This is a genomic window from Myceligenerans indicum (assembly GCF_016742955.1).
GTDB lineage: Bacteria > Actinomycetota > Actinomycetes > Actinomycetales > Cellulomonadaceae > Myceligenerans > Myceligenerans indicum.
The window spans coordinates 76,054-93,934 of the sequence record NZ_JABBYC010000009.1 but is presented as its reverse complement, the minus strand read 5'-3'; the positions used below and the strand labels follow the sequence as shown (position 1 = coordinate 93,934).

15 protein-coding genes are annotated in these 17,881 nt (G+C 70.9%); 4 read left to right on the top strand and 11 right to left on the bottom strand.

Features of this window, described 5'->3' with window-relative positions:
• Window positions 1-154 precede the first annotated feature (154 nt).
• The gene (locus tag HGK34_RS08075) at window positions 155-778 is read left to right on the top strand and encodes a VOC family protein (protein ID WP_201846064.1); all 624 of its coding nucleotides are present in this window, start codon (window positions 155-157) and stop codon (window positions 776-778) included.
• A gap of 42 nt (window positions 779-820) precedes the next feature.
• On the opposite strand, the gene HGK34_RS08070 is transcribed toward HGK34_RS08075, so the two are convergent.
• The 6 genes from HGK34_RS08070 to HGK34_RS08045 all read right to left on the bottom strand — a co-directional run bounded on the left by HGK34_RS08070 (window position 821) and on the right by HGK34_RS08045 (window position 9,045).
• A complete protein-coding gene (locus HGK34_RS08070; RefSeq protein ID WP_201846063.1) occupies window positions 821-1,201 on the bottom strand; it encodes a YciI family protein in 381 nt (126 codons plus the stop codon).
• Window positions 1,202-1,421: 220 nt separating this feature from the next.
• Window positions 1,422-2,642 carry a VWA domain-containing protein gene (locus HGK34_RS08065; protein ID WP_201846062.1) on the bottom strand — a complete coding sequence of 407 codons (1,221 nt, stop codon included), beginning with the start codon at window positions 2,640-2,642 and terminating at the stop codon, window positions 1,422-1,424.
• A complete protein-coding gene (locus HGK34_RS08060) occupies window positions 2,639-5,017 on the bottom strand; it encodes a DUF5682 family protein (RefSeq protein ID WP_201846061.1) in 2,379 nt (792 codons plus the stop codon). The genes HGK34_RS08065 and HGK34_RS08060 overlap by 4 nt, the downstream gene beginning before the upstream one ends.
• A complete protein-coding gene (locus HGK34_RS08055) occupies window positions 5,014-6,099 on the bottom strand; it encodes an ATP-binding protein (protein WP_307815855.1) in 1,086 nt (361 codons plus the stop codon). Before HGK34_RS08055 ends, HGK34_RS08060 begins: the two co-directional genes overlap by 4 nt.
• 43 nt (window positions 6,100-6,142) lie before the next feature.
• Window positions 6,143-7,720: a DUF5691 domain-containing protein gene (locus tag HGK34_RS08050; RefSeq protein ID WP_201846060.1), complete on the bottom strand. Its 1,578-nt coding sequence runs from the start codon at window positions 7,718-7,720 to the stop codon at window positions 6,143-6,145.
• Window positions 7,717-9,045, bottom strand: coding sequence for an SWIM zinc finger family protein (locus HGK34_RS08045; RefSeq protein WP_201846059.1), 1,329 nt, complete (start codon window positions 9,043-9,045; stop codon window positions 7,717-7,719). The genes HGK34_RS08050 and HGK34_RS08045 overlap by 4 nt, the downstream gene beginning before the upstream one ends.
• 196 nt (window positions 9,046-9,241) lie before the next feature.
• On the opposite strand from HGK34_RS08045, the gene HGK34_RS08040 reads away from it, so the two are divergent.
• Window positions 9,242-10,330 carry an SDR family oxidoreductase gene (locus tag HGK34_RS08040; RefSeq protein WP_201846058.1) on the top strand — a complete coding sequence of 363 codons (1,089 nt, stop codon included), beginning with the start codon at window positions 9,242-9,244 and terminating at the stop codon, window positions 10,328-10,330.
• A 6-nt stretch (window positions 10,331-10,336) separates the two neighbouring features.
• Here the strand turns inward: HGK34_RS08040 and HGK34_RS08035 are convergent, their stop codons facing one another.
• Together HGK34_RS08035 and HGK34_RS08030 are read right to left on the bottom strand one after the other, a co-directional pair.
• Window positions 10,337-11,146 carry a helix-turn-helix domain-containing protein gene (locus HGK34_RS08035; RefSeq protein WP_201846057.1) on the bottom strand — a complete coding sequence of 270 codons (810 nt, stop codon included), beginning with the start codon at window positions 11,144-11,146 and terminating at the stop codon, window positions 10,337-10,339.
• A 121-nt stretch (window positions 11,147-11,267) separates the two neighbouring features.
• On the bottom strand, window positions 11,268-12,242 hold the full coding sequence (locus HGK34_RS08030; RefSeq protein ID WP_201846056.1) for an EamA family transporter: 975 nt from the start codon (window positions 12,240-12,242) through the stop codon (window positions 11,268-11,270).
• Between the two features lie 78 nt (window positions 12,243-12,320).
• Between HGK34_RS08030 and HGK34_RS08025 the strand changes: the two genes are divergently transcribed.
• Window positions 12,321-13,208 carry a LysR family transcriptional regulator gene (locus HGK34_RS08025; RefSeq protein ID WP_201846055.1) on the top strand — a complete coding sequence of 296 codons (888 nt, stop codon included), beginning with the start codon at window positions 12,321-12,323 and terminating at the stop codon, window positions 13,206-13,208.
• A 556-nt stretch (window positions 13,209-13,764) separates the two neighbouring features.
• The gene (locus HGK34_RS08020) at window positions 13,765-15,183 is read left to right on the top strand and encodes an ATP-binding protein (protein WP_201846054.1); all 1,419 of its coding nucleotides are present in this window, start codon (window positions 13,765-13,767) and stop codon (window positions 15,181-15,183) included.
• Window positions 15,184-15,799: 616 nt separating this feature from the next.
• On the opposite strand, the gene HGK34_RS08015 is transcribed toward HGK34_RS08020, so the two are convergent.
• The 3 genes from HGK34_RS08015 to HGK34_RS08005 form a co-directional block, all read right to left on the bottom strand.
• Window positions 15,800-16,198: a hypothetical protein gene (locus tag HGK34_RS08015; RefSeq protein WP_201846053.1), complete on the bottom strand. Its 399-nt coding sequence runs from the start codon at window positions 16,196-16,198 to the stop codon at window positions 15,800-15,802.
• A gap of 703 nt (window positions 16,199-16,901) precedes the next feature.
• Window positions 16,902-17,258, bottom strand: coding sequence for a helix-turn-helix domain-containing protein (locus tag HGK34_RS08010; RefSeq protein WP_201846052.1), 357 nt, complete (start codon window positions 17,256-17,258; stop codon window positions 16,902-16,904).
• A complete protein-coding gene (locus HGK34_RS08005; protein ID WP_201846051.1) occupies window positions 17,251-17,652 on the bottom strand; it encodes a hypothetical protein in 402 nt (133 codons plus the stop codon). Before HGK34_RS08005 ends, HGK34_RS08010 begins: the two co-directional genes overlap by 8 nt.
• Window positions 17,653-17,881: the final 229 nt, after the last annotated feature.

The following is a 17,881-nucleotide window of genomic DNA, read 5'->3' as shown; positions in this document are numbered from 1 at the left end:
ATTTTCGTGATCGTTGGAATCATGCCACGGCTGACCCCACCTGCCGCGCAGAATCATCGGTCGGGTGCCGAACGAGACGACGGCCGGCCACGATCGACCGGTCGGTCAGGAATCGAGAAGCGCTCGCCGTCGGCCCGGACCTAGCGTGATGGCCATGACGAACATCGACTCCGTCACCCTCGGGGTGACCGACCTCAGCACCGCACACACCTTCTACGACACCGCCTTCGGACTCGGCGACAGGCTCCACCTCCGCGAGACCGACGCCCCCACGAGCGGGTTCCGCGGGTACCACCTGTCGCTCATCTCCTCCCAGCCCGCGAACGTCAACGCCCTGTTCGAGTCCGCGGTCGGCGCGGGAGCCACCGTCCTCAAGCCCGTCACCAAGTCGCTGTGGGGCCACGGCGGCGTGGTCCAGGCGCCCGACGGCGCCATCTGGAAGCTCGCGACCTCCGCCAAGAAGGACTCCGGCCCGGCATCCCGCCAGGTCGACCAGATCGTGCTCCTGATCGGGGTCGCGAACGTGCCGGCGAGCAAGAAGTTCTATGCCGACCGCGGCCTGACCGTGGGCAGGAGCTTCGGCTCGTACGTCGACTTCGACCTGGGTTCCAGCCCGATCGGGCTCGGCCTGTACAAGTACCGTGCGCTGGCCAAGGACGCCGGTGTGCCGCCGGAGAGTTCCGGGTCCCACCGCCTCGCCGTGAACAGCGACCTCGGGGAGTTCACCGACCCGGACGGGTTCGCCTGGGAACCGGTCCGGGTCGCGCGGCGGGGGTGAGCGCGCCAGGGGTGAGCGCGGCGGGGGTGAGCGCGGCGGGGATCAGTCGGGCATCGCGCGGCGACGACCGACCGGCCGGTCACTGAGCGGAAACGCCAGCGACCCGGCACCGACCCACCACTCCAGCACGTCGTAGGTGAGCCTTCCCGCGACGACGGACGGGTCACCGTCCGACAGGCGAGCGGCCTCGGCCAGGTCGCAGGCGAAGATCGACATGCCGCGAAAGGACGGGTCGCTCCGCTCGTCGAACGGCCCGTTCGCGACGACCAGCCCTTGCCGTGCCAGTTCCGCACGGTAGGCGAGGTGGCGCGCCTGCAGGAGCGCGAGTTCCTCGTCCGAGATCTCCGGGGCGTCCGGCGGGCGCCGCAGGACGACGACGGTGTAGACGTCGAACGCGTCGGGGATGTTCGGGTCACGGGACATGCCTCCAGCGTCTCAGGTATCCCCCTCTGATGGCGCGGCACGACCGTGCCGCGCCACCCGCGCCGGAGATCGGTGCGTAGTGCGCTCACGCTCGCGTGGAGCCGCGACGTCACGTCCTCTTCACGCGGCACGAGCGGCACGAACCGGCGCAATTCACTGCCGCGGATCATCCAGAGGCGGCCGAGCCTCCGGAGCAGGTGACGGGCACAGCCACGAGCCCTCAGCGCCGCGCGGGCCCGCCGTCCGGGTCCGGGACGAAGGGCGCCAGGCTGCGACGTTCGATCGCCGCCGCCATCACGTCCGGGAAGAGGTCCGGGGTGCAGGCGAACGCGGGGACGCCGAGTTCGGCGAGCGCGGCCGCGTTCGTCCGGTCGTACGACGGCGCTCCCTCGTCGCTCAGCGCGAGCAGCACGACGACCTGCACGCCGGCAGCGGTCATGCGTGCCACCCGCCGCAGCATCTCCTCGCGGACGCCGCCCTCGTACAGGTCGCTGATGAGCACGACGATCGAGTCCGCCGGACGGGTGACCAAGCCCTCGCAGTAGGCCAGGGCCCGGTTGATGTCGGTGCCGCCGCCGAGCTGCGTACCGAACAGGACCTCGACGGGGTCGTCGAGCTGGTCGGTGAGGTCGACGACGCTGGTGTCGAACACGACGAGCGAGGTCCGCAGCGCGCGCATCGAGGCGAGCACCGCGCCGAACACCCCCGCGTACACGACCGACGCGGCCATCGAGCCCGACTGGTCGATGCACAGCACCACGTCCCGCTGCATCCCGCGCTGGGAGCGGCCGTAGCCGATGAGCCGCTCGGGGATGACAGTGCGGTAGTCCTCCTGGTAGTGCTTGAGGTTGGCGCGAATGGTGCGGTTCCAGTCGATCTCGTGGTGCCGCGGGCGGGAGATCCGCGCCGACCGGTCGATCGCACCCTTCACCGCGGACCTGGTGCGTTGCGCGAGCTTCGCCTCGAGTTCCGCGACGACCTTCGCGACGACGGCGCGGGCGGTGGCGCGCGCCTTCTGGGGCAGCGCGTTCTTCAGGGACAGCAAGGTGCCCACGAGGTGCACGTCCGGCTGGACCGCCTCCAGCATCTCGGGTTCGAGCAGGAGCCGGTGCAGGTCGAGACGCTCGATCGCGTCGGCCTGCATGACCTGGACGACCGTCGACGGGAAGTACTCCCGCACGTCGTCCAGCCAGCGGGCGACGTGCGGGGCCGAGGAGCCCAGGCCGCCGGCGCGCTGCCCCGCCTCGCCGCCCGCACCCTGCGCGCCGTCGTCGCCTGCCTGGTAGAGGGCGGCGAGCACGCCGTCCATCGCGGCGTCCCGGCCCGACAGCCGGCAGCCCGTGCCGTCCCCCTGCCCGCCGCCGAGCACGAGACGCCAGCGGCGCAGCCGCTCGGTTCCCGCACCGTCGTTGCCGCCGCGTGCGTCCGGTTCGTTCGTCATTTCTTCTCCAGGATGGTGGCGAGGACGGGCAGCACCCGGGCGACCCGCTCGGGGTGCAGGGGAACGGCGGAGCGCTCGCCCGAGCCGCCACGGCCGGCGACCCGCTCTCCGACGGCGCGCCGCTCGGGCGCGTCGAACCGCGCGAAGGAGCGGCGCAACAGGGGCAGCACCTGCACGAACGCGTCGTCGGACAGGCTTGAGAGCCAACGGTCGACGAGCGCGAGCAGCGCGGCGTCGTGCACGAGGATCAGGCCGGACGATCCGACGAACCCCTCGATGAAGGCGGCCGCCGTGCGTGCGGGCGTGCCCGGGCTGAGAAACCGCGACAGGCGGGCCTGCGTCTGCTCGGAGGTCGCCGCCTGCTCGTCGCGCAGCGTGCGGGCGATCCAGCCCGCGACGAGGCCGTGCAGGTCGTCACGGTCCGCGATCCGGGCGAGCCCGTCAAGCCACTCGCCACGCAGGCCGCCGGCCGTGTCGTCGCCCGGCGACGCCGACCCGTCGGGCTCGGAGTGCGCGCGCTCGTTCCGTCCGAGCAGCGACACCGCCGCGGAGACCTCGCGCAGCCGCGGGACCAGCGCCGCCGCGGCATCGTCGTCGAGGGCGACGACGGCGGCGGGCAGCGCGGTACGGGCCCGGGTGAACAGGCTGGTCAGCACGATACGAAGCGAGCCGGGGGACGTCCCGCGCACGTCGCCGTACCGCAAGGTGCGGGCCAGGGCCGGGATCGCGTCGAGCAGGGCGTCGGAGTCATGCCCGAGCGCGGCCTGGTCGCGCAGCGTGTCCAGCAGGGGTGGCAGGGCGGCGGACAGGTCCGCCAGCAGGGCGCCCTCCACCAGGCGCGCGATGCCCGCCAGGCCGGTGCGGGCGGCGTCGTGCAGGACCTTGCCCGACGCCGCGTCCGCGACCGTGGTGCCGTGCACCCCGGCCGCCACGAGGTCGACCGCGAGCCCCGGGTCCCATTCCACCTCCCATCCTTCCTTGAAGGTGCCCTTGCCGGACGTGCCGACCTGCCGCCCCCACGCGACCCCGAGCAGCGTGAGCTGGTGCAGCAGGCGGCTGCGCTCCAGGTCGGTGGGCTTGCGCAGGTCGAGGTCCACCTGCTTCGCGAGGGCCTGGCGTGGCAGGCGAAGCGTCTTGGTGCGGGCGGCGAGATCGCGTTCGAGCGGGCCGGCGGGGGCCTCCGGCGGGACCTCACCGAGCCGCTCGCCGACCTCCAGCTGGTCACGGACCAGCGCGAGGCGCACGTCGTCGCCGTCGACCAGGACCGAACGGATCGCGTCGGTGGCCTCGTCGAGGCCCGTCGCGGGCCGGCCACGCAACGCGGCGAGCGTGTCCGCGAGGCGGACACCCTCGATGAGGTGTGCGGAGGAGACCGGGAGGCCCTCGCCCCGCAGGAGCTCGCCCGCATGGGCGAGCCAGCGTTCCACGGGACGGTCCGCCGCCGTGAACATGTGGTGGTACCAGCCCGGCGAGGTGACGCCCGCGCCGTACCCCGTACGGGTGGCGAGCCTGCCGTGGGACCACGGCACCCAGGTGACGGTCGCCTTCGCGTGGCCCGTGTCCTTGAGTTCCTTGAGGAACGGGCGCAGCAGCGCGGTGTCCTTCGCGGCGGGCGGGAGCTTGCCGGTCAGGGCAGGCACATGCCAGGCGCCGCACACGACGACGATGCGCTCGGCGCCGTCCTTGATCGCGGCGCGCAGGCGCAGGCGCATGTGCGCCTCGCGCAGAGCGTCGCGGTGGCGGATCGTCTCGTCCTCGCGGAGCGCGGCCATGGCCTCGGCGACGGCCTCGAACACCGCGAGGTCGCCCGTGCGGTGCTCGACCAGGTCCTCCCACCAGCGCTCCGCGTCGCCGTAGCCGGCCGCGGCCGCCAGACGGGCGAGCGGGTCCTCGTGCAGTGGTACCGGATGGTCGTCCGACGAGGTGTCGTCCGTGATGTCCAGGGTGAGGTGTGCCGCGGCGGGCAGGTCGATGAACCGCACGGGGACGTCGTTCCCGGCGGCCCACCGCAGGGCCTGCCACTCCGGGGAGAAGACGGCGAACGGCCAGAACGCCGCGCGCGGGCGCTGCGGTTCCGGTGTCGCGCCGGAACCGTCGGCCGCGTCACCGGACGCCGCCCTGCCGCGCTTCGGTGTCGGGGCGTGGGCGAGCAGCGCGACGGGCGGTACGAGGCCGGGGTCACCCGCGAGCCCCGCGACGTCGTCCGCCTCGGGCGGTCCCTCGATGAGGACGACGTCGGGCCGCAGCGCCTCCAGCGCCCGCACCACGGACCGGGCCGAACCCGGCCCGTGGTGGCGGATGCCGAGCACCTCGACCCGGCTGCTGCCGGCGGCCGAGGACCCGGCCGCCGGTGATGTCGTCGCCGTGGAGGTCATCCCTGCTCCCGAGCGGCGGTGTAGAAGGAGTGCCAGCCGTCGCGCTCCCGCGCGACCGTCTCCAGGTACTCCCGCCAGACCGGGCCGTCCGCGGCCGGGTCACGGACGACGGCGCCACGGATGCCGGACGCGACGTCGGCCGGGCGCAGCACGCCGTCGCCGAAGTGCGCCGCGAGCGTCATACCGGCTGTGACCACGGAGATCGCCTCCGCGACCGACATCGTGCCCGACGGGCTCTTCACCTTTGTCCGGCCGTCCGACGTCACGCCGTCGCGCAGCTCGCGGAACACGGTGACCACACGGCGGATCTCGGTCGCGGTGTCCTCGACGGCGGGGATCTCCAGCGCGCGGCCGAGCGACGCGACGCGACGCGAGACGATCTCGACCTCCTCGTCCACGCTGCCCGGGACGGGCAGCACCACGGTGTTGAAGCGACGGCGCAGGGCGCTGGACAGCTCGTTGACGCCGCGGTCGCGGTCGTTCGCCGTCGCGATGACGGTGAAGCCCTTGGCCGCCTGCACCTCGGTGCCGAGTTCGGGGATCGGCAGGCTCTTCTCGGACAGGATGGTGATGAGCGTGTCCTGCACGTCCGACGGGATGCGGGTCAGCTCCTCGACACGGGCGACGGCGCCGGTCTCCATCGCTCGCATCATCGGGCTCGGGACGACGGCGGCCGGTGACGGCCCCTCGGCCAGCAGCTTCGCGTAGTTCCAGCCGTACCGGATCGCCTCCTCGGGCGTGCCGGCGGTGCCCTGCACCAGGAGGGTCGAGTCGCCGCTGACCGCCGCGGAGAGGTGCTCCGACACCCACGTCTTGGCCGTGCCGGGGACACCGATCAGGAGCAGGGAGCGGTCGGTCGCCAGGGTTGCGACCGCGACCTCCATGAGCCGCCGGTCGCCGATGTACTTCGGCGTGATCCTGTCGCCGTCGCCCAGCAGGTAGGTCACCACCGCCTGTGGGGACAGGCGCCAGCCGGGCGGGCGCTGCCTGTCGTCCTGTTCCGCGAGGAGCGCCAGCTCCTCGGCGTAGACGTCCTCGGCGTGCGGCCGCATCACGGCGGGTGCGGTGTCGGTCAGGGTCACTGGTGCTCCTTCGGGGTGGTGTTCGTCGGTCTTGCGAGTGAGGTCAAGGCGTTGATGTCGCCGTCGTGGCGTGCGGTTCGGCGTGCAGCTCGGCGCGCATCGCCGTGATGGTCTCCAGGTGTTCGGCGAGTTCGTCGAGGTAGGGGTGCGACGTGCCGGCATCCGCGATCTCCCGGACCCGGTCCAGCCGGGACAGGGGCAGGCCCGTGCGAGCTGCGACGGCGACGTCGTCCACCCAGCGCCTGCGCCTGCCCTTCGACGGCGTCAGGTAGTCGAGGACGGCGTCCGACACGTCGTCCGGCCAAGGTGCGGCTACCGCGTCGAGGACGAGATCGATGCGGGCCACGCGAGCGCCACCGGATCGCAGCAGCGCGACGGCGACGACCGCGGCGGCCTCCGCGTCGAGCGTCCCGGCGATCTCCCGCAGGAAGTCGTGGCCGGCGCGCGGGTCGGTTCCCAGCCGCACGGCCGTCACGAAGTCCTCCTCGCGGGCGGCCGCGCGGGCCAGGCCCCGGCACAGTTCCGCACCGAGGTCCGGGACGATCTTTCGATCCGGGAGCTCCGCGGGGTCGTGGGCGAGACCGGTCCAGGCGTCGAGCGGGGCGGCCGCCACCACCTGCTCGAACCACCAGGCCCGTTGTCCCTGCCGGGTCGAGGCGGGCGGCTTGAGCACGATCCCGTCACGCCGCAGGTCCGCGTCCAGGTCATGTGGCAGCGCGACCTGCAGGACGCCGTCGGCGTCCGACACCCACGAGCGGACCCGGTCGCCCATCCGGCCCACGAGCCCACTGCCGGGAAGCCTCAGCAGCAGTGAAGCCGCCGCCTCGCGGGCCCGGACACCGGCGTCGAGCGCGCGCTCCAGCCATTCCTCGTCCGCAGGCTCCAGCGTGTCCCGAACCACGGGGACGAGCATCGCGAGGTCCGTGGCACGCAGTTCGCCCCACGACTCCAGCAGCAGGGCACGGCCCGCAGCCGGGTCCTGTGCCCGCAGCGCGGCGAGACAGGCGACCTTGGCGTGCACGTCGCCGTCGTCCCACACCGACCTGTCGGACACGTCGATGAGGTCCGACGACGGCGTTCCTGGCCGGTCACCGGAGGCGCGCACGACCCACGACCACCGCTGAAGGTCGTGTGCTGCCAGCCAGCGGGCCCGCGGGCCGCCGAGAGCGAGTACCGGACCGCGGGCGTCGCGCCGCCGGGTCCCGAGATCGAGCAATGCGGGCAGCTGGTCGTACGGCACCCGCCGATCCGTCTCCTCGGCCAGGCGCAGCCAGGCCACGACCAGGCGCTGGTTCTCCTCGGACTGCGAGCCGGACAGCAGCCCGGCCAGGCGCCGCGACGCAGGACGGGGCACCGCCGCACGATCGTCCCGCTCGGGAGGCGGTGCGTCGCCGGACACCGCCATGACGACCTCGGTTCCCTCCTGGTGCGTCGTGCCGGAAGCCCCTGCCGATGCCCGCCCCGCGAGCGTGAGCGAACCGGCCGCGTGCAGCAGACCCGCCGCATCGGTCGGACCGGGCGGCAGCACGCCGCCGAGCACGGGGTCCTCACCGGGCAGGACGCAGGGGCGCCGGTCCGTCCCCACGAGGGCGGCGGAAAGAATCTGGTTCCAGGTGCTCATGCCCGCGCCTCCGCCCCGGTGACCATGCCGTCGGCCGTGTGGACCGCGAGCGGGATCAGGCCCTGCGGCGTCCACTCCACCACGACGGGACATTCCGCGCCGCCGCCCGCCGCCAGCAGTTCCCACGGCCGGACGTCCCGCACGAACGGCACGCTGACGCCCGCGCCCTCCAGCCGCCACGGAGACCCGGCGCGCAACGTGCCGTGCACCACCAGCGGGTAGCGGTCCAGCCACGGGTCGGAGCCCAGCGCGCCCGCCAGCTCGTCGAACGCGTCCGGGAGCGACATCACCGACGACGGCGCCCCGGCCAGCGGCATCACCGGGGAGTGCCGCTCGCGCGCCAGTGCCCGCAGGGGCAACGCACCCGGATAGAAGCACAGGTCGGCGTCGACGGCCGTGCCGGGCACCAGATCCACCGGGAGCGCGGCGCCGGCTGCCGCGAACGAGAGCACGAGCGCCGGGCGGCCGGTGTCCCGGCCGCGCAGCCACACGGCGCGTGCGGTGAGCCTGTCCTCGGCCGTGTCACGCAGGCCGACCACCTCCCACGTGTCACGGACGGGCGTGCCCGCGAGCACGTCGTCGGACGACGGCGCCAGGCCGAGCCGGGAGCGAACGGTGTCCGCGAGCGGGCCGGGGAGCTCGTCGAGCTTGCCGGCCGCGGAGACGAGCAGGCGCAGCAGCCCGAGCTCGGCGAGCAGCCGCTCCTCCCAGCCGCTGCCCGATGCCGCGACCGAGCCGCACCGCCGGACCGCGGCTGCCAGCCCCGGAGCCTGCGCGTCCACGAGACGGGCCGCGACGTCGTCGAAGGCGCGGTAACCGGACCGGCCGAGGGCCGCGATGCCGCCCGCGGCCTGATCATCCAGCCAGCGGGTCAGGTCTGCCACGCCCTGTGCGACACGCTCGGCGCGCTCGTCCGCCCGGCGCCGGGCGGCCGCCTTCTGCGCTTCCGTCTGCGGCGCGTTCTCGCGCGCCTCCTTCTTCGCGACGCGCCCAGCGCGCGCCGTGCGCCACTCGTCGGCGAACTGCGCAGCCTCGGCCTGCTCGGCGACGGAGCCCTCGCTCCAGCGCAGCAGCAGCGCCAGCGCGTGCTTGCACGGGAACTTGCGGCTCGGGCACGAGCACTTGTACGCGGGCTCGTCCAGGTCGATGCAGACCTGGTACGGCTTCTTGCCCGACCCGGCGCACTCCCCCCACAGCAGGGCCGACCCGCCGCCGAAGCCATCGTTCGACCACTTCGTCCCCGCCACCTGTTTCCGCGCCGCCGCGAGGGACTTTGCATCTGGTGCAACCGCCTCGACCTGCGCAGACGTCCATGTTCCGTCCATGGCTCCGCACAGTAGCGAGGGTGACCGACACTCCCTCCGGAGGGGGCAGGGACGTGCTTGAGGACGGGCCTGGCGGACGCCACATCGGAGCACCTGCGTGGAGCGATCGGACCTGAGCGTCACTCAGCCTGTCCCCGCCGGTACCAGGAATTGCCCGGCCTGGATGAGTTCTTCAGGGGGAGCAACGGTGGGGACCATGGACATCGACCCCTCGCCTACGAGCCTCTCGGGAACAGCTCCGGTTCTGGTGACCGGAGGGAGCGGGTTCCTCGCGGTTCATCTGCTCGCTCAGCTACTTGCTCGCGGCCACGGGGTGCGGACGACGTTGCGGAATCCGGAACGCGCCGAGGAAGTGCGCACTGCCGTACAGCGCGCCAGCGGCTTCGAGGTGCCGCCGGAGATCGGATTCGTGAGCGCCGACCTCTCCTCGGACGAGGGATGGGCCGACGCCGCCGACGGCGTGCGGTACGTCCTTCACGTGGCCTCCCCCTTCCCTGTCGCCGTTCCCACCGACGAGAACGAGATCATCCGCCCCGCACGCGATGGAGCCCTGCGCGTCATCCGCGCGGCCCGCACGGCCGGTGTCGAGCGGGTGGTGCTGACCTCGTCGTTCGCGGCGGTGGGCTATGGCCACCCGCCGACCGACCGTGAGTTCACCGAATCGGACTGGACCGACATCGACGGCCCGATCGCGCCCTACATCAAGTCCAAGGCTCTGGCGGAGCGTGCGGCGTGGGACTTCATGGAGCGCGGGGGCGGGTCGATGGAGTTGTCGGTGGTCAACCCGGTCGGGATCTTCGGGCCACCGGTGACTCCCGACCTGTCTGCCTCGACGCGGCTGGCAGCCCAGATGCTCACGGGAATGCGGGGCGTGCCGCGGCTGGCGACCACCGTGGTGGACGTGCGCGACGTTGCCGACCTGCACCTCCGCGCAATGACTGCCCCAGAAGCCGCCGGAGAACGGTTCTTGGCCTCGGTCGGCGAACCGCTTCCGTTCCGGCGTGTGGCCGAGACCCTCCGCCATGCAGTAGGACGCAAGGGACCGGGTGCACGGTCCTTCGTCCTTCCTGATGGAATGATCCGGTTCGCAGCCAGACGCAACGCCGGACTCCAGGGGATGGTCACCGAACTCGGCAAGGTACGGCGGGTCAGCAGCGCGAAGGCGCGAGACGTTCTGGGCTGGGAACCGCGCAGCAACGTGGAAGCCTTGTCCGCCACCGCCTCCGCACTGAGAGGCCTCGGCCTCCTCCGAACCGGTGTCCTTCCGACCGACGCGCCAACCTGAACCGACCTACTCCACAGTGCCCGACGTGAGAAGCGTCCGGAGCGCTGACTCGTCCGCGCTCCCCGGTCGGGCATGGTAGACGACCATCAGCTGATGTGAGGCTCCCAGGGTCAGCTTCTCGTAGCGCAGCTCGATGGCACCGACCCGTGGATGACGGAACCGAGTGATCCCGGTCGAGGTGTTCCGAACCGCACGCTGCTCCCACAGCATGCGGAAGCGGTCGCTGTGCGCGCGAAGGCGGTCGATCAGTTCCCTGAGACGCGGGGTGGCGGCAGTTCCGGTGGCCGCTGCCCGCAATTGCTCGACCGCCTTGGCAGTCGCCTGATCCCAGTCGGCATAGAGCTCGCGCACAGCGGGATCGCAGAAGAGCGCGACGTAGGTGTTCACGCCGGGTGCGAACGAGGGAGACAGCATCCGTGCCGCCGCGTTCGAAGCCATGACCGTCGCCTCCGGGCCGGTGATGTAGGCCGGTGTCATCGGCCAGGCCTCCATCAGATCGATCGTCTCAGGCGCCACCGTCTCGATCCGGCCGGAATCTCGCCGATCTCGTTCCGGGTAGGTGAGCCCGATCAGGTATCGCGTCTCATCCTCGGTCAACCGGAACGCCGAAGCTATCCCCTCGAGCACCTCGATCGACGGCTTCACATCACGCCCCTGCTCCAGGCGCACGTAGTACTCAGGGCTGATGTTGGCCAGAAGTGCAACCTCCTCGCGCCGCAAGCCCGGTACGCGCCGGCGCTGCCCAGCCGGCAGGCCGACGCCGGACGGCTCCAGCGAGGCGCGGCGGCTCCGCAGGAACTCTCCCAGTGTTTCCATACCGACCACGGTCCGTAAGCCTACGCAACCACACGGCCGTCGCACCGGGCCTGCCGGCCAGGCAGTACTGATCCGTGAACGACGGCGCGTCGGCCGGTCACGCCTCGCGGAGCACCTGGCGTCAGCGTCCCGGGCGGGAGCGGTGCGGCCCCGACCGAAGGCGGCGAAGTGTCGGGAACGAACGGTTGAACTGTCCGGCGACCAGCGCGGTGAGCGCGAGGGCGAACCCGGTGAGCTGGATCGGCGTGAATGTCTCACCGAGCAGCACCACACCGAGCAGGGCCGCGACGAGCGGGGAGAGCAACGCGAGCAGTGCGGCGGCCGTGACCGGTAGCCGGCCGATGCCGCGGAACCACAGGACGTAGGCGATCAGGCCGCCGACGGTTCCGAGCCACAGGTATCCCGCCAGTCCCTGCCCGTCGATGTGCGGCGGCGCACCCTCGATCAGGGCGACCAGCGGAAGCAGGAACAGTCCCCCACCGGCAAGCAACCATCCCGCGTACGTGAACGGGCCCACGCCCGCCGGCCGGCCCCAGCGCTTCGTGAGGGTGACGCCGACCCCCATGGTGACGGCGCCTCCCAGGCCCGTGACGATGCCGAGCACGTCGAGACCGGCGCCCGGCCCCAGCACGACGAGCGCGACGCCGACAACCCCGGCGACACCCCATGCCAGCCGCCATGCCGAGGCCTTCTCACCGACCACCACCACCGCGAGGCCGGCGACGACGAGCGGCTGGGCCGCGCCGAGCGTCGCGGCGACGCCGCCAGGGAGGCGTTCCGCCGTGATGAACAGCAGAGGGAAGAAGGCGCCGATGTTGAGCACACCGAGCACCGGGACCTTCCACCACCAGTCGCCACGCGGCAGGGTACGGGTGATGACGACGGCCAGCAGACCCAGCGGCAGCGAGCGCATCAGGGACGCGAACAGCGGGTGGTCCGGAGGCAGCAGTTCCGTGGTGACGGCGTACGTCGTACCCCAAGCCATCGGTGCGAGCGCGGTCAGAACGACGAGGAGGACGGTACTCAGGTGGCCGGCGCGGGGCGCTGCCGGCGGCCGGACGACAGGTGTGCGCTGGAGCGTCGCGTTCGTGGGCATGTCTTGAGCCTCGTGCTTCAGCAGCTATGAGTCCAACACATGGTTTTCATGGTTTCCATCGTGATGCACGATTGATGAATGGATCTGCAGCAGATGCGCTACGTGATCGCCGTGGCCGAGACCCGAAACTTCACTCGGGCCGCCGAACGGTGCTTCGTCGTGCAGTCCGCCCTGAGCCATCGCATCGCCGGGCTGGAGCGCGAGCTCGGGGTGAAGCTGTTCGCTCGCACCAGCCGGCGGGTGGAGCTGACGCCTGCGGGCGAGGCGTTCCTCCCGGCCGCACGTCAGTCGCTCGAGGCCGCGGAGCGGGCCGCGGCCGAGGCGGCAGCGGCTGTGGGCGTGGTGCGCGGGCGGCTCGCGGTGGGGATGATCCCGACCGTCGCCGCGCTCGACATCCCGGCCGCGCTGGAGTCGTTTCGCGAACGTCACCCCGAGGTGAGAGTCGCCCTCCGCGCGGGGGCCAGCAACGAGATGACGGTTCGGGTGGCCGCGGGTGATCTCGACATCGCCGTCCTCGGGTTGCCGGAGGACGACGAGCCGCGAGGTGTGCGATCCCGGATCCTGGCCCGGGACCGGCACGTCGCCGTCGTACCTGAGAGCCACCCGCTGGCCGGGAAGGCACGGGTGAGCATGCGCCGGCTCGCCGAGGAGGTGTACGTCGACTTCCCCGTCGACTCGCCGGGGCGCATACAGAGCGACCGGGCGTTCGCGGCCGCGCGCCTCGCACGGGATGTCGCGTTCGAAGCTTCCGAGCTCGACCTGATGGTGCGGATCGTCCGCCAGGGCCTGGCCATCGCGCTGTTGCCGTCCGCGGTGGCCGCCGGCACGGCCGGGATCGTCACCGTGCCGATCACCGACGGCCCGCGTCGCGTGGAGTACCTGGCGTGGAGCGAGTTCAACCCGACACCTGCGACGACGGCGTTCCTGCAGATCCTGGAGTCCGCCGGGCGCCCGCTTCGCGCGTGAGGCCGTCGCCGCACGGCAGGCGGGCATGGACGTCGCAGTGGTGGACCATGACGCGGTTGTCGCCGGGGACATCCAGGCGGCGGTCCGACAGGTACCGGCATCCGACGCCGGACAGACGGCGTGGTACCGGGCGTGCACGCCCTGCCCGTCGGACGAGCCGGCCCATACGCCGGGTAAGTGCTGCCGGGCAGACACGGGGGTCCGACGGCGGTTCGTGGACCTCTTGCGAACGGTGTGCGGACTCCCGGAAGGCTGGGGGCTTCCCCCGATGCGCCCTCCGGAACGGTGGGCGGGGCGCCCACGGCGATGCTCGACGCTGTCCGCTCGGGCGCATACGTGCCCAGCCCCACTCACGCAGGCACTCTCCGCTGGACCCGCCCAGTGGCCATCGTTGTGGCTCATCCGATCTGGGCACCTACCTCGGATGCGCACGGCTGCGTTCCGTCTCGTGGCGTCGCTCGGCTCGGGCCTGGTTGCGCAAAGCGATCGGAGGGATACCCTCGTTGGTGAGAGTCTCTCTGATGAGACTCTCACCAACGAGAGTATCTGGAGCATCATGGACGGGTTCATCGGTCGCGAACGGGAGCTCGCCATCCTTGCTGGCAAGCTCAACAAGGTGCGTGCCAGCGGGCGAGGGCCCGCCGGCCAAGCAGTACTGATCCGTGGACGACGGCGTGTCGGCAAGTCACGCCTCGTGGAGCAGTTCGTCGAGCGGGCCGACGTGCCTCACCTCTTCTTCACCGCGGTCGGCGGCAATCGAGACGAGGACCTGGTGGGCTTCGTCCAAGAAATCACCGTCTCAGACCTCCCGGAGGGCCCGTCCGCGGCAGACTTCGCCGATCCCACCACCTGGGACGCAGCGTTCCGTGTCCTGGCGTCGGTTTTGCCACAGGACTCGCCGAGCATTGTCGTGATCGATGAGCTGCCCTATCTCGTCCGCGACGACCCAGCGTTCGAGGGGGCACTCCAGAAGGCATTCGACAGAACCCTGTCGAAGCTGCCGGTCCTGCTACTGCTGATCGGGTCCGACATCGCCATGATGGAACGCCTCAATACCCATGGACGCCCCTTCTACCAGCGCGGCACGGAACTGATCGTTCCACCTTTGACGCCCTCCGACGTCGCGTCGATGCTTGACCTCCAGGCCGCAGACGCGTTCGATGCGCACCTTGTGACGGGTGGGCTGCCTCTCCTCCTGACCGAGTGGGACACGGGAGAAGGGCTGTGGAACTACCTGGAACGTGGGCTGCATGACCCCACGTCGGCACTCCTCGTGAGCGGTGAGCGCACGCTGGCCGCCGAGTTTCCCACCGAAGCCCAGGCCAGATCGGTCCTCTCGGCCATCGGGCATGGCGAGCGCACGTACTCGCTGATCGCGCGAGCGTCCGGCATCGGACCGAACGTCTTGAACAGATCACTGCAGCTTCTCATCGAACGTCGCGCCGTCGTGGCTCGAACGCCGCTGTCTACCAGGCCTAGCAAGGAGACCCGCTACTGGATCGACGACCCGTACCTCCGGTTCTGGCTGTCCTTCGTCCAGCCTGGGATCGCTCAGATCGAACGCGGACGCGGTGACCGAGTGTTCGAAACCGTGCGAAAGCAGTGGACGACCTGGCGCGGAAGGGCGATCGAGCCCGTGATCCGCGATGCACTCTGGCGATTCGCGGATGACGAGATCGCACCCGGAACCAACGTCGTGGGGGGCTACTGGACGCGGACCAACGACCCCGAGATCGACCTGGTCGGAGCCGACCGCGAGCCGATCGCCAAGACTCTGACGTTCGTAGGCTCGATCAAGTGGCTGGAGAACCGGCCGTTCGATCACCGTGACGCCACGCGACTCGTCGTTCATCGCTCGCAGTTGCCGGGAGCCACGGACGAGACCCCCCTCGTGGCAGTGTCCCGCAGCGAGGCGTCGCTCGGCGGGATGACGATCATCGGGCCTGACCGTCTGCTCACCGCCTGGGACGAGTAGGGACCTGAATGCTCGAGAGAGCTGGTCGGCACGGCGCCTGCTGCGGTCAGGCCGTCGAGAGCGGACGAGCCGGCCCACGCCGGGTTCTCCTGGAGAGTGGGGTGGTATGGCTCGCGGTGTCCGGCGGATTGGTTGGGCACCGCGAGAACGTTGGGGTTCTGCGGTTCTCCGGCGGTTACGGCGCGTTGGAGAGGCCGGCATCGGATGGGCCGAGACGGCGCTCATGTGTACCCAATGTGTACCGACGCGGACTGACCGCCCGCCGGTTGACCCCGCCACCGGCGGGCCAGCCGCCGACGATCACGATGCCACCAGTGGCTCGTCAGCCACGGCTGGTCGGGGCATCACCATGTGTACGGCTGCGGCCAGTCGGGCCCGGAAGTTGGCGTAGCTGTCGGCCGTAGCCGGATCTGCCACTGCCGTACCTGTTCGATCTCGAATTCAGTTCTCGTCCCCGGCTCGGGCCAGGACGCTCCAGTTCGGAAGAACCAGAGGGCATCGACGAAACCTGGCAGCCCGTCGTCCAGCGTGACCGGAACACCGGTGCGACCGCGGGGCCAGGGCAGCTCTTCAAAGGTCCCCCGAACGCGGGCGCCCTCGGCGAAACGTCCCGTCGTCAGCCTTCTGCGCCGGAGGCGATCATGGGCGCCACCGAAGACCCGGTCGAACTCCTCGGCGGTGACGGCAGCCGCGGATCGGGCGGGAACTCCGCGTCCAGAAGGTTGGTGTACGTCATCGCTCCGTACACCGCCTCGTACAACTCATCCCCCGGAATCCCGAACTGGTCCCTGAGCGCCAGCCGGTCAGCGGTCCGGCCCGCGACGGTCGGCTCGTCGCCGGAGAACACGATGTGTCGCAGCGGCTCGCCGTCGTCTTCGAACTCCAGCCAGTGCCACTCGTCCGACTCTGGATCGAAGGCACGAAGACGCTGTGTCACGCCCGAGATGCTAGCCGTAGGCGACCGGCGCGGTGGAATCACGCGGGCATCAAGGCGCCCGGTCTCGTCGTCGGACACGTTGGCATCGTAGAGCGCAGCGCCGACGGCGATACCTCCTGTGGTTGTAGGAAGCTGTGGCAGTAGAGGGCGGCGTCGTCGTAGTCCTCGGCGTCAATCTTGCGGACCCGGCGCCCTCCTCGCCAACAGCAAGTCGGGCCCCGCGAAGCGGACGAGCCAGCCCATACGCCGGGTAAGTGTTGCTGGGACAACGTGGCGGCACGGCTGAACACGGCATCGGCCGGGACCGTTGGAATTCCAACGGTGCCGGCCGATGGCATGGTTGGGGCCCGACGGCCGTTCGTGGTTTCTTGCGGACTGTGTGCGGACTCGCGGGGGAGACGCGGAACGCTTACCCACGCCTCTGGCCTGGCAACAACCGGGCCCACATCCCGGTGAACGCGGTCCTCGCTCGGATGGACGGCACGACTCGCCGACACGGTCGAGGCCGCCGCGTGCCGGGCGGGACGAAGCGTCAGCAGCTCGAATTATCTGTACACGATCCGTGCCAGACTGCCGAATCGGTAGCCGGCTACCGCAAACCACGCTCCGATCAGCGAGCTCATGGCCGGCTACGGGGATATCGACCAAGGGAAGTAGGCGGCTTGGCGTCGCAAGGAAGGACTTCAGGACATCGCCGTGCGGTTGCTCGACGACCAGATCGAACGCGTCGTGGCGGTTCTCGATCCCGAACCGCTCCCGCACACTCGCGCCGAGGTGGCGGTCAGGCCCGGCCGACGATCTCGTCCAGGGCGACCTTGTGCTCGACGTTTCCAATGCGGATCGTGACGGTCGCCTCGGCGCCGACGGCGTCGAAGTAGGCCTTGAGCGTTGACAGGAGCATGTCCGGGCGGGCCTCCAGCCGGGAGATGCTTGTCTGGCGCACGCCCATCTTGCGGGCCACCTCTGCCTGGGTCAGGGCGGCGACCTGACGGATGGTGGCAAGCCCTATGGCGTGCTCGCGTTCCATCTGCTCGCGGGCTGCGTCTCGCTCGTCGCGGTCGTCGTTCAGGCCCGGGATCGACTCCAGTGCCTCGAACACGTCGTCGGCGGGAGCGAACTGGTCGTGCTTCTCAGTCATGGTCTGTCCCCTCGTTCTCGCGCTTCCACTGGTCGATCGCCTGGTCGGCACGCGGGCCGACGCTGTCGTAGAACACGTCCCCCATCGCAGCCTTGTCAGCGGCGAAGAGGGCGACGACCACGGACCTGGACTGCTCGTCGAACCAACAGATGATGCGGACTGCCATCTGCGGATCGAACGGGTGCGACAGTCTCCACACCGGATGCTGCCGACTCTGCCGGACACGCTTGAGCGTGGCGGTGTCGTCCTCAGGTTCCTCATCGAGGGTCTTGAGGTAGCTGAGTTCGTCGTACACATGCTTAGCCATCCGCACGGCACGCTGATCGCCGGACTTAGCCTTCGCAACCAGGTCATCGACCCAGGCCTTGAACTGCCGCGACCGGTGAATCTCCATGGAGCTCAGTATGCACCCAAGGGCGTACGCCTTCAACTGCATAGCCTTCCGCCGGCGACGGCCGGCGCGACAACGGCGCCATCGCCGTCGAAAGCGGACGAGCCGGCCCATACGCCGGGTAAGTGCTGCTGGGACAACGCGTGGGCACGGCTGGACACGGCATCGGCCGGGAACGTTGGAATTCCAACGTTCCCGGCCGATGGTGTCGTTGGCGGCCGACGGCGATTCG

What these genes read in the sequence shown, in the direction of transcription:
- HGK34_RS08075 (WP_201846064.1), top strand. Translation starts at nt 155, where the DNA reads ATGACGAACATCGACTCCGTCACCCTCGGGGTGACCGACCTCAGCACC.
- HGK34_RS08070 (WP_201846063.1), bottom strand. Translation starts at nt 1,201, where the DNA reads ATGTCCCGTGACCCGAACATCCCCGACGCGTTCGACGTCTACACCGTC.
- HGK34_RS08065 (WP_201846062.1), bottom strand. Translation starts at nt 2,642, where the DNA reads ATGACGAACGAACCGGACGCACGCGGCGGCAACGACGGTGCGGGAACC.
- HGK34_RS08060 (WP_201846061.1), bottom strand. Translation starts at nt 5,017, where the DNA reads ATGACCTCCACGGCGACGACATCACCGGCGGCCGGGTCCTCGGCCGCC.
- HGK34_RS08050 (WP_201846060.1), bottom strand. Translation starts at nt 7,720, where the DNA reads ATGAGCACCTGGAACCAGATTCTTTCCGCCGCCCTCGTGGGGACGGAC.
- HGK34_RS08045 (WP_201846059.1), bottom strand. Translation starts at nt 9,045, where the DNA reads ATGGACGGAACATGGACGTCTGCGCAGGTCGAGGCGGTTGCACCAGAT.
- HGK34_RS08040 (WP_201846058.1), top strand. Translation starts at nt 9,242, where the DNA reads ATGGACATCGACCCCTCGCCTACGAGCCTCTCGGGAACAGCTCCGGTT.
- HGK34_RS08035 (WP_201846057.1), bottom strand. Translation starts at nt 11,146, where the DNA reads ATGGAAACACTGGGAGAGTTCCTGCGGAGCCGCCGCGCCTCGCTGGAG.
- HGK34_RS08030 (WP_201846056.1), bottom strand. Translation starts at nt 12,242, where the DNA reads ATGCCCACGAACGCGACGCTCCAGCGCACACCTGTCGTCCGGCCGCCG.
- HGK34_RS08025 (WP_201846055.1), top strand. Translation starts at nt 12,321, where the DNA reads ATGGATCTGCAGCAGATGCGCTACGTGATCGCCGTGGCCGAGACCCGA.
- HGK34_RS08020 (WP_201846054.1), top strand. Translation starts at nt 13,765, where the DNA reads ATGGACGGGTTCATCGGTCGCGAACGGGAGCTCGCCATCCTTGCTGGC.
- HGK34_RS08010 (WP_201846052.1), bottom strand. Translation starts at nt 17,258, where the DNA reads ATGACTGAGAAGCACGACCAGTTCGCTCCCGCCGACGACGTGTTCGAG.
- HGK34_RS08005 (WP_201846051.1), bottom strand. Translation starts at nt 17,652, where the DNA reads ATGGAGATTCACCGGTCGCGGCAGTTCAAGGCCTGGGTCGATGACCTG.